Source organism: Veillonella criceti, from assembly GCF_900460315.1.
GTDB lineage: Bacteria > Bacillota > Negativicutes > Veillonellales > Veillonellaceae > Veillonella_A > Veillonella_A criceti.
In genome coordinates this window covers 279,579-294,074 of sequence record NZ_UHIO01000001.1, presented here as the reverse complement: position 1 = coordinate 294,074, position 14,496 = coordinate 279,579, and the positions used below count along the sequence as shown (strand labels likewise).

12 protein-coding genes are annotated in these 14,496 nt (G+C 38.8%); all 12 read right to left on the bottom strand.

Annotation, left to right across the window (positions count from 1 at the left end):
* Window position 1: 1 nt before the first annotated feature.
* Entirely contained in the window at window positions 2-967 is a 966-nt protein-coding gene (rfaD, locus tag DYE54_RS01290; protein WP_115309530.1) for an ADP-glyceromanno-heptose 6-epimerase, read from the bottom strand.
* Window positions 964-2,445 (bottom strand): D-glycero-beta-D-manno-heptose-7-phosphate kinase, encoded by a 1,482-nt coding sequence (gene rfaE1 / locus DYE54_RS01285; protein WP_115309529.1) that lies wholly within the window; start codon window positions 2,443-2,445, stop codon window positions 964-966. The genes rfaD and rfaE1 overlap by 4 nt, the downstream gene beginning before the upstream one ends.
* Window positions 2,435-3,019, bottom strand: a complete 585-nt coding sequence (gene gmhA / locus DYE54_RS01280; protein WP_115309528.1) for a D-sedoheptulose 7-phosphate isomerase — start codon at window positions 3,017-3,019, stop codon at window positions 2,435-2,437. The genes rfaE1 and gmhA overlap by 11 nt, the downstream gene beginning before the upstream one ends.
* A 12-nt stretch (window positions 3,020-3,031) precedes the next feature.
* Window positions 3,032-3,961 carry a dipeptidase gene (locus DYE54_RS01275; protein WP_115309527.1) on the bottom strand — a complete coding sequence of 310 codons (930 nt, stop codon included), beginning with the start codon at window positions 3,959-3,961 and terminating at the stop codon, window positions 3,032-3,034.
* Window positions 3,958-4,422 (bottom strand): transcriptional regulator NrdR, encoded by a 465-nt coding sequence (nrdR, locus tag DYE54_RS01270; RefSeq protein ID WP_115309526.1) that lies wholly within the window; start codon window positions 4,420-4,422, stop codon window positions 3,958-3,960. The genes DYE54_RS01275 and nrdR overlap by 4 nt, the downstream gene beginning before the upstream one ends.
* A gap of 35 nt (window positions 4,423-4,457) precedes the next feature.
* Complete coding sequence (locus DYE54_RS01265) at window positions 4,458-5,378, bottom strand: VirK/YbjX family protein (protein WP_115309525.1); 921 nt, start codon at window positions 5,376-5,378, stop codon at window positions 4,458-4,460.
* A 241-nt stretch (window positions 5,379-5,619) separates the two neighbouring features.
* On the bottom strand, window positions 5,620-6,108 hold the full coding sequence (locus DYE54_RS01260) for a cupin domain-containing protein (protein ID WP_172460538.1): 489 nt from the start codon (window positions 6,106-6,108) through the stop codon (window positions 5,620-5,622).
* A 208-nt stretch (window positions 6,109-6,316) separates the two neighbouring features.
* Entirely contained in the window at window positions 6,317-9,763 is a 3,447-nt protein-coding gene (locus DYE54_RS01255) for a pyruvate carboxylase (protein ID WP_115309524.1), read from the bottom strand.
* Window positions 9,764-9,868: 105 nt separating this feature from the next.
* The gene (locus DYE54_RS01250; RefSeq protein WP_115309523.1) at window positions 9,869-10,564 is read right to left on the bottom strand and encodes a hypothetical protein; all 696 of its coding nucleotides are present in this window, start codon (window positions 10,562-10,564) and stop codon (window positions 9,869-9,871) included.
* Between the two features lie 7 nt (window positions 10,565-10,571).
* Window positions 10,572-11,852, bottom strand: coding sequence for a M18 family aminopeptidase (locus DYE54_RS01245; protein ID WP_115309522.1), 1,281 nt, complete (start codon window positions 11,850-11,852; stop codon window positions 10,572-10,574).
* Between the two features lie 206 nt (window positions 11,853-12,058).
* Window positions 12,059-13,459, bottom strand: a complete 1,401-nt coding sequence (locus tag DYE54_RS01240; protein ID WP_115309521.1) for an anion permease — start codon at window positions 13,457-13,459, stop codon at window positions 12,059-12,061.
* A gap of 130 nt (window positions 13,460-13,589) precedes the next feature.
* Window positions 13,590-14,417 (bottom strand): P-loop NTPase, encoded by an 828-nt coding sequence (locus DYE54_RS01235; RefSeq protein WP_115309520.1) that lies wholly within the window; start codon window positions 14,415-14,417, stop codon window positions 13,590-13,592.
* Window positions 14,418-14,496: the final 79 nt, after the last annotated feature.

Below are 14,496 nucleotides of genomic sequence, written 5' to 3'. Positions count from 1 at the left end.
ATTATCGTACATATCCTTCGTTATGATCTAACAATTCACAGTATTCGGCTACAGCGTCTTCTAAATTAGTGAATCCCTTATCATAACCTACACTCATCAACTTAGTAGTATCAGCTTCTGTATAACTTTGATATTTTCCTTTTAACACTTCTGGGAATGGAATATACCGTAATGCGCCAGAACCATTATATGCAATAACCGCTTTCATAAAACGATTAAAACTCTTCGCTTCTCCAGTACCACAGTTAAAAATGCCACTAATTTCAGGATGTTCCCAGAAGAATAAATTGACATTAACTACGTCTTTTACATAAATAAAATCACGGACTTGTTCACCATCGCCATATCCATCTGTACCTTCAAATAACGTAATTTCACCAGTTTCACGAAGCTTATAGAACATTTGACGCACAAGTGAAGCCATATTACCTTTATGATTTTCATTAGGACCAAATACATTAAAATAACGTAATCCCACGACTTGAGATTGCAACTGACCTTCAAAACGACGTAAATAGCGATCAAAGAATAATTTAGAATACGCATATGGATTTAATGCTTCTTCACATTCGGGCTTTTCTGTAAAACCATGAGTGCCATGACCATAGGTAGAGGCTGACGAGGCATAAATAAAAGGCACTCGCCGTTCTTGACAGTAATGGAACAAATTCTTAGTCCCTTCAAAGTTATTGTGCATCATATAGCGACCATCATAGTTCATGGTATCAGCGCAAGCCCCTTCGTGAAAAATCACATCAATAGGACCAATATCAAATGTATTCGCTGCTACGGCCTCATCAAAATCAATGCAATCTACATAATCATAAAAATCTAGCATCTGTAAATTGCGAATTTTACTACCATCTGTTAAATCATCTACGATTAAAATATCATTACGGCCTTGTTCATTCAACTGTTTTACAATATTACTGCCTATAAAACCGGCACCACCAGTTACAATAATCATAATAATCCCTCCTGCACTAAGGCCTTAATTTTCTCTATAATTCCTGTTGTAGAATAGCCCTCTTTAAATGGTAAAATAATAACTTTATCCACAAATTCGCGGCCAATCACTTGCTCTGCGGTATAATCGCCACCCTTAACTAAAATATTAGGGCGCAAATCACTCAATAATTCAGCTGGTGTATCCTCTTCAAATAAGACAACCCCATCAACAAAGCCTAAAGCACCCATTAATTCAGCCCGAGAGGATTCACTATTAATCGGTCTAGCTTCACCTTTTAGGCGTTTCACCGATGCATCGGAATTAACTCCTACCACTAAATGATCACCTAAGCGGGCTGCATCTCGTAGATATGATAAATGCCCACTATGCAAAATGTCAAAACAACCATTAGTAAAAACAACCGTATGTCCTTCATTTTGCCATTGTCTAATTTTACTTGCCATTTCTTCACGGCTATAAGCAGTAATTGGATCTGCTTGACGATGACGAATGGATTCCCATAACGTTAATAATTCCTGACGATGAATTGGATACGTCCCTACTTTAGAAACAACAACGCCAGCTGCTGCATTAGCTACATGCAAGGTGCCACGCACCGTTAAACCAGCCGCCATAGCCGTAATAATCATGGCTACCACCGTATCACCAGCGCCACTCACATCAAATACCTCTTGTTGTGTAGCTGGATTATGCCAAATTTGGCCTTGTCGACTAACAACAGTAATCCCTTTAGCCGAACGAGTCGCTACTACATAATCAAAGGCTACTGCAGCCAGTGTTTCCTTGGCCGCTGCAACAATAGCTTCATCAGTATTATCCAAAGACCGTCCAATATATTCGCTCAGTTCTTTTACATTCGGTGTAATAAAAGTAGCACCAGCATACTTGGACCAATCATTTCCCTTTGGATCTACAATCGTCTTAATTCCGTTAGCATTAGCTAACGAAATCACTGCTTCCAACACAGCAGGCGTACAAACACCTTTGCCATAATCAGAAATAACAATACCATCTAGCCCTTTTTTACAAAGATTCGAAAGCCAAGTTAATAAATGATGGGCTTCTTCCTCCACTATTGCTTCTGGTTCTTCAAAGTCAAGGCGCATCATCTGCTGACGGCCACCTAAAATACGCATCTTAGTCGTCGTTTGACGACTTGCTAAACGTAATACACCTTCATGATTAATATGGGCTGTATCTAATAGGTTCGTTAATAAGTCACCATGACTATCTGTACCTGCTACACCACCTAAAAACACTTGGCAATCTAAATTGGCCAAATTATTCGCCACATTAGCAGCACCACCAAGTACTTCTTTCACATCGGTAACACGGTTAACCGGCACCGGTGCTTCTGGTGAAATGCGGCCCACATCACCAAACACATATCGATCCACCATAATATCACCAATAACGGCAATACGAAGTTCTGGTAATTTTCGGGTTAAAAATTCATGGATTGTTTTACTTATCATATTCTTCTTCCACCAATTCACAAATTATGTGCCCAACCAAAATATGCATTTCCTGAATACGCGCGGTTACTTTTGACGGAATGGCTAATGTAATGTCACAAATTTCATTGAGTTTACCGCCACCTTCACCAGTAAAAGCAATTGTATGCATACCTGTGTCACGCGCTTTAAGAGCCGCTTTAACAACATTTGCACTATTGCCAGACGTAGAAATACCAATTAACACATCTCCAGAACGGCCTAAGCCTTCCACTTGGCGAGCAAATACTTCATCATAGCCATAATCATTAGCGACTGCGGTTAAAATAGATGTATCAGTTGTTAACGCAATAGAAGCTAATGAACGACGTTCTTTTTGAAATCGACCAATTAATTCCGCTGCCAAATGTTGCGCATCAGCAGCAGAGCCACCATTACCACAAAAAAATACTTTATTACCAGCAGCCAAAGCTGTCTTACAACGTTCCGCAATCAGTTGAATCGTCTCCATCTGTTCCATAGTCTGGCCAAATACATCAAGATGATCCGTAAAACGTTCCGCAATGATAGGATTAATCTCACCTGCTAATTCCATACAAGCCTCCTATTATAAAATCGTCTGCAATAGACGCTCTGCATTCTTACTAAAAATTTTATCCGTGTCTGTTTCACTGAGTCCTGCTTTGCGGAACGCCTCATACAACCGTGGCATTTCACTAGCATCGACAATTTCTGTATCAGGACGAATGCCATCAAAATCAGTCCCTAAGGCTACTACATCAGAACCACCTACATTGCGTAAGTACAGACCATGACGTACAATGTCCTCAATTTGACTAACTCGATTCGTTCCCAAAAAAGCTTGCGCAAAATTAAGGCCAATAACGCCCCCTTTATTGGCAATCAAGCGAATCAAATCATCGGTTAAATTACGAGGGTGATTTGTTAAAGCCCGTGCATTGGAGTGCGAAGCAATAAACGGCTTTTGTAAGATCTCACCTAATTGAAATGTACCGGCATCATTGAGATGCGAGCAATCTACAATCATGCCCAATTCTTCCATATACTGTACAAATTCAATGCCTTTTGGCGTTAACCCTTTACCTTCATGGTCCTTACCATTAGGATAAGATAAGCCATTAGGAAAATTCCAACTAATTGTAATTAAACGCACACCATCATCGTAGGCTTTTTTCAATCGCTCTAAGGAACCTTCAAATACGCCTCCTTCTTCCACCGATAATAAAGCACTCAATTTACCAGCAGCACGAGCTGTTACAAAGTCCTCATAGGAGCGAACATGAACAATATCATCCGCATACATTGCCATCTGTTCATTAAACAGCTGACGCATCGCTTCATATCGACCATATGGATCTATTTCTTGATCTAACTCAACAAAGAGTGCAAAATCTTGAAGCGTATAGCCACCTTTTTTTAGCTTTGAAATATCAATTTTCCATGGATTTTGCCCTAAATCACCCTCATTAGGATGATCAATAAGCATCATTATCGTATCGCAATGTAAATCTATCATTTTGACTCCTCATGATTACGTAAATCTTTTAATACGGCTACAAAAGCTTGTACGTCTTCAAAATTACGATATACGGAAGCAAAGCGTACATAGGCTACTTCATCAATAGTTTTTAATTCTTTAAGTACTAAATCACCAATTTCCGATGATTTTATCTCCTGCTGTGAACGATTGCGAATCGCATCTTCTACATTTTTCACCACATTTTCTAAGGTTTCACGAGGAATATTACGCTTATTACAAGATCGTAACAAGCCATTTAATAATTTGCTACGATCAAACATTTCATAACTACCGCTCGATTTAATAACCATAATTGGTACATCCTCGATGACTTCATAGGTTGTGAAACGTCGCCCACAGGCTAAACATTCACGACGTCGACGAATGCTATTATCATCATCAGTCGCACGGGAATCCGTTACTTTATTTTCTGTATGTTTACAATACGGACATCTCATGAGGACACCTCTTTTCTCTGACATAATTTACTAGCTTATTTCACTAGTAGGTACTGCTTACTATTATCTGCAATTTCTTCAATAAACTGATCTAACATCTCATAGCGTTTACGATACATATTGCGTTTATGTGTTTTCGCTGTTTCATAGGTTTTACGCTCTTCTTCTAATGGAATGCGGAAATATTTGTTATCTTCTGGACAAACAGCGCCCCCTAATTCCTCCCAAAATGGATCAAATTGAACCTTCTTTGAACGATTGCCACGAATCAAATGACTATTCGTATAAAATCCTTCATCTGAAATAGCATACAAAGAAGAAATTCCCATATTAGTTGCTAATTGACGAATCAAGAAAAACATAAAATTTTTAGGTCGGTAGCTATGCATCTTCTTCGTAATCTTTTTAGCTTTGTCTAAGCCATTACGCGATCCTTGAATAGTACCGATCCAAATACAAGGCTTACCATCAAAACCATGCCCTAAGCGGAAATTAATATGGTATACCCAATCTCCATCATAATTCAAAAATAAGCTCAAAAAGCCTTCTTTACGTTGGCCTGTATGAAACCATAACTCACTTTTTAAATTCAGTTCTTCATTCTCCCAAATCACAATCGCATGACTAACATCAGGATTATACAGCTCTGTAATCGCCTGCGGTTTAAAATACTGTGGCAACATGTCAAAATGTTCCTTAATAGCCTCTAGACGTTGTTGTGCCGTAGAATTTTTAAACAAAAACACACGATTAATAACTTCATAAATACCTTCATGACGAGCTAATAGATTAGGTAATGGTTGATAATTTTCAAAATACTCGGTCAATTCCGTTAACTGTTTCTTATTTTTATATGAACGGCCCACAAACAAGGTAATACGGCGTTTCTCTCGCCAACTTTTATACCCATAAATAGAACGACCTAATTCCCATTGTTTTTTCCCATATGAAAACATACCTACACTCCTAACACCAAACATATCTAAAAAGATAATTATCCCTAAAAATTATCAATATGTTGTATTTCATCTTTTTTAAAACGCCTTATATGGTAAAGGGTTTCTAATCTATTGTAACACGAAATGGCGAAAAGGACTATCAAAGTCCATAGAAAAAAGGCTGTTACTTTACGCAACAGCCCTTTACTCATTCCTATTTTTACTTTATATGTCTCTTTAACTTAATGTATTACTCTTATTACTTTGTAACAACACCGAAATATTGCTCGTCACTAACCGGTTCAAGCCACTCTGTACTCGTATCTTCTCCAGGTACTTCAATCGCTAAATGAGAAAACCAATGATCAGCATCAGCACCATGCCAATGTTTCACACCAGCCGGAATTGTAATGACCGTTCCTGGCAAAATTTCCTTTGGTTCTTCGCCCCAAGTCTGATAAAAGCCACGACCAGCAACACCAATTAAAATTTGGCCACCCCCCTTTGTCGCCTGATGAATATGCCAATGATTGCGACATTTAGGTTCAAACGTTACATTATAGATACCTAATGCCTTAGTTTCTACAGGTGCTAAATAACTGTTCCCAACAAAATATTGCACAAATGCTACATTTTCTTCGCCAATAGGAAAGACCATTGATTTAGCATGGTCTGCTTGGGTAGTTGCCACTGCTACAGGGACTCCATTCGCACTCATATACTCGGTTTTATTTGTTTGCGTACTCATTAATAGCCTCCATCTTTGCTGTTAATACTCACTAATTGCCTGTGATTTCATTTATAATATTCAACACATTCACTGTACACCTTGAAGTCAACTTTAAGTCAAGAACTTTTATACAAAAAGAAGAGGCCCGAAGGCCTCTTCTCAATCAATAGGAATAAAATGAAACAATTCCTATTTGCAAACTATTCAATTCATGGAAAGGTATGTATTAAGAGTTAGAACGGTCTTGAATTTTAATCAAGCAATCGCCACTTTCAATACGGCTACCTTCACGAACATAGACTTCACCAACAATACCATCGATTGGTGATGTAATGGTTGTTTCCATTTTCATAGCTTCAGTTACGATTAATGGTTCCCCTTTCAAGACACTTTGACCACTCTTAACGAGAATCTTAACAACAGAACCAGATAAAGTAGCCCCCACTTCACCAGGTTGTGTTTTATCCACTTTATGACGCACCACACCTGTTGTTTTAACATGTTTATCACGTACTTTAATATCGCGTGGTTGACCATTAAATTCAAAGCTAATAATGCGATTACCATCTTCATCCACTTCACTCACATGGATTAATTTAATAATCAACATTTTACCTTTTTCAATCGTTACATGAATAGATTCGCCACGACGCATGCCAAAGAAGAACGTTGGCGTATCTAATACAGAAATATCATCATAATCACTATTGAATTCTACATAGTCACTATATACTTTTGGATATAAGCAATACGCAATGACGTCTTCATCAGTAGCTGGCGATCCCATATCAAGTAATTTTTTACGAACATCTTCAAAATCAACTGGTTCTAAAGATGCACCAGGACGACCTTTTAATGGTTTCTTACCTTTTAAGATAATTTTCTGTAATTTTTCAGGGAACCCTTGATATGGTACCCCTAAATAACCTTGGAAGAATTCCACAACGGATTGTGGGAAGTCTAATGTTTCCCCTTTATTATAAATATCTTCTTCAGTCAAATCATTTTGAACCATGAATAACGTCATATCACCAACAACTTTAGACGATGGTGTTACTTTAATAATATCACCAAACATCATGCTAACTTGATGATATACTTTCTTAACTTCATCCCAACGTTCACCAAGTCCAACACTCTTAGCTTGTTGTTGTAAATTGGAGAACTGACCACCTGGCATTTCATGCTGATAAACTTCTGTGCTAGGATATGGATTAGTTTTATCTACCCCTTTGTAGTATGGACGAATGGAGGCAAAGTAATGAGACATGTGTTCCATGTAGTTAGCATCCATTTCAGGCTGACGTTCATGTCCAGATAAACCGTAGTATAAAGAGTTCATGCTTGGTTGGCTAGTACCATTTGCAAAGGCCGAATAGGCTACGTCAACCACATCAACACCGGCATCAATAGCACGGCCATAACTATAAATTGCATTGCCAGCTCCTTCATGAGTATGCAAGTGAATTGGCAAATCAACAGCATCTTTTAAAGCCGACACTAAATTGTAAGCCGCTTGTGGTTTCAAAAGCCCCGCCATATCTTTAATAGCAATAATATTAGCCCCTGCTTTTTCCACTTCTTTCGCCATCTTCACATAATAGTCTAAATTATATTTAGGACGGCTAGCATCTAAAATATCACCAGTATAGCACAAGGATACTTCAGCAATCTTATTCTGATTGCGCACTTCATCAATAGCTACATGCATATTATCTAAACTGTTCAAGCTATCAAATACGCGGAAGACATCAACCCCATTAGCAGCCGCCAATTTAATAAATTGACGTACTACATTATCTGGATAACTTGTATAACCAACAGCATTGGCACCACGAAGTAGCATCTGTAACAATACATTTGGGACTTCTTTGCGGAACATGCGAAGACGTTCCCATGGATCTTCATGTAGGAAACGATACGCTACGTCAAAAGTAGCACCGCCCCAACATTCTAAAGAGAATAAGTTAGGCACGCCACGAGCAGCTTCTCCCACTACACGAGCCATATCAACGGTACGCAAACGAGTAGCAAATAAAGATTGATGCGCATCACGCCAAGTTGTATCTGTAAAATACACTTGCTTTTGATCCATTAACCATTTAGAGAATCCTTCTGGTCCTAATTCATCAAATTTCTGCTTAGTACCAGCTGGTGGTTTAATAGAAAGCAATGGTGGCATCTGAATAGGTTCAAAATCAGGTACATCTTGACGACCAAGGCCTTGGTACCCATTAACAGTTACGTCAGCAATATAACGCAACATCTTAGTACCGCGGTCACGAACTTGTTTAAAAATAAACAATTCTGGATGTTCATCAATAAAGTTTACATTACAAGTGCCGGCAACAAATTCTGGACTTTCTAATACATTAATTAAGAAATGGATATTCGTTTTAACACCACGAATACGGAATTCGCGCAAACAACGAAGCATTTTCTGAATTGATTCTTCTGGTGTTAACGCCCAAGAAGAGGCTTTTACAAGTAAAGAATCATAGTAAGGAGTAATAACGGATCCAGTGAAGGCATTACCGCCATCAAGACGAATACCAAAACCACCACTAGAACGATAAGCTACCAATTTACCAGTATCTGGCATAAAATTGTTGCTAGGATCTTCTGTCGTAATACGGCATTGAATCGCCTGTCCATTACATTCAATTTTATCTTGAGAAGGAATCCCTACTTCTTCATCAAATAAGGAATATCCTTCAGCTACACGAATTTGAGTATGAACAATATCAATACCGGTAATTAATTCAGTAATTGTATGTTCTACTTGAATACGAGGGTTTACTTCTATGAAGTAGAAATTACCGTCATTAGTAACGAGGAATTCTACCGTACCAGCCCCTACGTATTTTACATTTTTCATAATCTTAACAGCCGCTTCACAAATGCGCTGCCGAGTTTCCAATGGCAATGCAAAAGCTGGGGCCATTTCTACTACTTTTTGGTGACGACGTTGAACGGAGCAGTCACGTTCATATAAATGAACTACATTACCATGTGCATCACCCATAATCTGAACTTCAATATGTTTTGGTTCAACAATAAGTTTTTCTACATAAACATCATCATCGCCAAACGCCATTTTCGCTTCTGATTTAGCACGATCATAAGCTTCACGAAGTTCACCCATCGATTCAACGGCACGCATACCACGACCGCCACCACCATTAACGGCTTTGATCATCAATGGGAATCCATGTGTTTTAGCAAATTCTTCTAATTCTTCAAAATTATTAAGAGGCCCATCACTACCTGGAATCATAGGGATACCAGCTAATTTCGCCTGAATACGCGCATTAACCTTATCGCCGAACATTTCCAAATGTTCTAAACGAGGTCCAATAAAAATGATGCCTTCTTCTTCACATCGCTTAGCAAAACGGGCATTCTCTGCCAAGAAGCCGTAGCCTGGATGGATGGCATCTACATCATGTTCATGAGCAATGCGGATGATATCTTCAATATCTAAATACGCATCGACTGGTTTTTTTCCTCGTCCTACTAAATAGGCTTCATCCGCCTGATTACGGTGTAAGGACAATGAATCTTCTTTTGAGTAAATAGCTACTGTGCGAATGCCCATTTCATTACAAGCACGGAATACACGAATAGCAATTTCACCTCGGTTGGCAACCAACACAGATTTAATTTCTTTCATGAGACTTCCTCCTCAACATTGTTACCTCTCTACATTGTAGAAGTATTCCCTCCAGAATACAACCTTTATTTTCCATGTATACACAATACATACATGAGATAACCATTAATAATATGTAATTAAAAGCCCTAAGAAATATAAGGCCTCCAATACCATAACTGTCCCCATCAAACGTTTAAACCAAAAAATACCAGTACGGTAATTTGGTCGAGTTACGAGTCTAGCTAATCGTTCTAGTCGATTAGTTAACCAAAATACAGGGATTAAATAACCAATAATAAACGATATAATTAAAACGGACGCTAACTTCCAGCCAGCAATGGCAATCGTTGCTACAAGCCATACATAAATAGGCAAACGATCATAGCGCCACAACAAACCAACTAATAGCCCCTGACGAATAATTGCCATTGTCCGCTGTCGAGGTGTGCCCCGCCGTTCTACCCGTCGGTCTTCACGAGTACGAAGCGGTGCTGGATGAATAAACGCTACCCACTCAAAAGCTTGTAGCGCTACAGCCACTAATAGGACAGCCCAAATAATGTAAGCGGCACCACCAATACTGTAAGGGCCTAATATCCAAGACCCTAACACACCGACAACAATAATTGAAGCAGTCATACCAATGGCAAAATAAATGCGCTTATATATATGACCGGCCAGACGAGGTAAAATAGTCGCTACCGTTTCCGGTACTAGCGACATACCAAGACCTGCTAAAAATATCAAAACAATTAAGATAAGCTTACCATAGGGCGTATTTAAGACGTCCGTAATAAGCACTGTATACTCTGTTAACATAGGACTCCTATCGTAAAAATGCCCTCATCAGGTGTTCCAATGCTTCTTGGTCATTCGCGCCCATTGTTTCACGTGCTGAATGCATCGCTAAAATAGGAACCCCTACATCCATGGTACGCATAGTTAGCATAGCCGATGAAATAGACCCCACAGTAGAACCACCAGGAATATTGGAACGATTTACATATATTTGGTATGGAATATCATTTGTTTCACACAACGCTTTAACTGTCGCCATAGCCCACGCATCACCCGCATAAGATTGACTAGCCGCTACCTTTAATACTAACCCTTGATTTAATACCGGTACATTAGTCATATCATTTTTCTCAGGATAATTTGGATGATAGCCATGAGCCACATCAGCAGACAGCATAAAACCGCCAGCAATATCAGCATAACACTCTGCTTTTGTATGACCCGTAGCCATATAAATTCGCTCTACTAGCTGCGATAATATAGTGGACGCACCACCTTGTTTAGTCCGGCTCCCCACCTCTTCATTATCAAATAAAGCAATTAACCGTAAGCCTTCAGCCTCTACCTGTTGTGCTTCCAAAATACCTTCAAGACAAGCCATGCAAGACGTTAAATTATCAATTCGTGGCGAACTGATAAATTCATCATAACGACCAAACGTAGTACCACCCTCCACAGGATATAATGTCAACTCATAGGATAAAATATCCTCAGCAGGCCGTTTTACTTGTTCACTTAAAAAAATAAGCCATTCATCATTAATAGCCTCTGTTTCATTAGCCATCATAAACAAAGGTAACATATGCAGCTGTTTATCCAGGGCCACGCCATCGTTAATATTACGGTTCATATGAATGGCTAAATTAGGAATAGTCAATAAGGGGCGTGCTATATCAACGTAATGAATTTCTGGATGAAAAGGATCTTCAGAACGAGTCACCACCACCCCAGCCATAGACAAAGGGCGATCCAACCAGGTGTTCAAAATAAGACCACCATAGGTCTCCACATTAAGCTTACCATACCCTTTTGCTTCTATTAAAGGATTGGGTTTTACCCGCAAAGCAGGAAAATCCGTATGAGCCGATACAATTCTCAAAGAATCGCGTAAATTAGTTCCCACGTGAAAAGCTATTAATGTCGTATCATAGACCTTAACAAAATAGTCACCTTCACTAAACGCCCAAAGTTCATCAAGCTGTAATTCTTTAAACCCTTTCGCTTTTAGTAAGTCTGCACTTGCTTTGACCGTATGATACGGTGAAGTGCTATTATCTATATATTCTAATAAACGTGCTACTGTGTTCATAGTTCACCTCACATGCTCAAGTATATAGATATTATAGCACACTTACAGCTAAAACAAAAAAGAAGGCTTTGTTACCTCCTCAAGTGACAAGAATTTTTAATCACTCTAGAGATAAGCAAAACCTTCTTAATTATTTACCTATTATCTGATACATAATCTAATATATAAATTACCGACAGCCATAGTATCGTACTTGTATGTATCGATTACCAAAGACCTAATACTTTCCACCATACGGAACCAAGGCCTAACCAGATAATTAAGTTAATCACCGAAGCGATAAAGCCAAGGCGCCACCAAGTATTCTGTGTCATATAACCAGCATTGAAACAGATTGGTGAAGGACCTGCTGCATAGTGAGTCAAGGACATACATAAGTTAGAGAAGAATGCAAATGCAAACATCGCTAAATATGGAGGTGTACCAGCACTAATAGCAACGGCTACGAATACAACATACATGGCTGTAATGTGTACAGTAAGACTTGCAAAGATATAATGAGAATATGTATATACTAATAACAAGATTAAGAATGCAGCTACCCAGTTAATCCCTTGTACTTCAGCGCCTACCAAATCTGCAAACCAAGGAATGAAACCTAATTTATTAAGCTGAGAAGCAAGGGCCATCATAGTCCCCATCCAAATCAATGTATCCCAGCCACCTTTTTCTTCCGTTACATCAGACCAGGTTAATACTTTAGAAATTAAAAGAATACTTACGCCCAATAAAGCAACAGTAGTCGCATTAAGACCTGTAAATTGGCTAGTAGCCCATAATACTAAGGATAAAATAAATACGCCAAGCATTACTTTTTCCGCAAAACTCATAGCCCCTAAGCCTTTTAATTCATCGGCAATATGAGCCTGAATTTCACGCGTATCTTTTAATTCTGGTGGATAGATAAAATATAATACCAATGGCATAACAATTAAGGCTGCTAAGCCTGGCACAATAGCGGCTACAGCCCAATCGCCCCAAGTAATAGTGTAACCAAAGGAAGCGGCAATCAAGGAGGCAACCAATGTGTTACCAGCCATAGATGTCATAAACATAGCTGATGTAATTGTATTCCCTTGATAAATAGACTGAATCAAAAAGGCACCAATCTTACGTGCAGTAGGGCCTGGTTCAGAACCAAAAGCAGACGCTAATGATTTAGTAATTGGGAAAATAACCCCACCAGCACGAGCTGTATTAGATGGTGTTGCTGGCGATAAGATAAGATCACTTAACACTAACGCATAGGATAATTTCAAAGAATTACTACCAACAGCTGTAATTAATGTATAGGCAATACGTTTCCCTAAGCCTGTTTTAATAAAACCACGAGAGAATAAGAATGCGGCTACGATTAACCAAATTGCCGTATTAGCAAAACCGGCTAACCCGTCACCAATCTTCAACGTGTTAGTAACCGCGGACACAACAATACTAATAATTGATAATGCACCAATAGGTAATGGCTGTAAAATAAATCCTAAAATTGTGCCTGCAAAAATTGCAAATAAATGCCAAGCCTGTGGTTTTAGACCTTCTGGCACTGGTGAAAACCATATGGCCAAACCGACTACGATTGGAATAATCCAAGACAAATACTTTTTCAATGCATACGCCTTCTTTCTGATAACAACTTTGTCACTTGAATTATGTCTTATATATAAAAAGTGCAGGCTGCTCCTCTTTCATACAATAAAGATGAGCAGCCTGCCATATAAGAGCCCGATTTAAAATAACCTACTGAGGTAATTCTACGGATTCTAAGTTCGTTTTGTCAATCTCTTCTAACTTACCGGCATCACAAAGCGCTGCTACGTTTGGATCAATTGGTAAACGACCTAATAATAATAAACCATATCGTTTTAAAACATCGTCAATATGACTATCACCAAAGATTTTGTAATCCTTACCATTATCTGGACAATGGAAATACGAGAAATTCTCTACTACGCCAATGATTGGAATCTGCATAAGTTCAGCCATTTTCACAGCCTTTTCTACAATCATAGATACCAAATCTTGTGGCGAAGTAACCACTACAATGCCATCTAAAGATAAAGATTGAAATACTGTCAAGGCTACGTCACCTGTTCCTGGTGGCATATCTACAAATAAGTAATCTAAATCTTTCCAAATTACATCTGTATAGAACTGCTTAACCACATTGCCCACAATCGGACCACGCCATAATACAGGATCTGTTTCATTTTCTAATAAAAGGTTGACCGACATAACATCGATACCACCTTCAGACGTTAATGGATATATGCCCAATTCGTCTACATGCGCCTTGCCTTTAATACCAAATACTTTAGGAATGGATGGGCCTGTAATATCACCATCAAGAATCCCTACTTTAAAACCACGACGAGCCATAGTAATGGCCAATAAAGAGGTTACGAGCGATTTCCCTACGCCACCTTTACCACTTACTACACCAATGACGTGTTTAACACTACTTAATTCATTAAGTTTTGCCGTCAAATCTGGCGGAGTTTGTTGAGCACTACCGCAAGATGAAGCTGACGAGCAACCGCTGCAGCCACCTGAACTGCCACATGCCATAATCTACACCTACTTTCAATCAGCTATTGCTGTTACCTATATATTATAGTTGAAGACGTATATCTTCTTTTAAATTTTA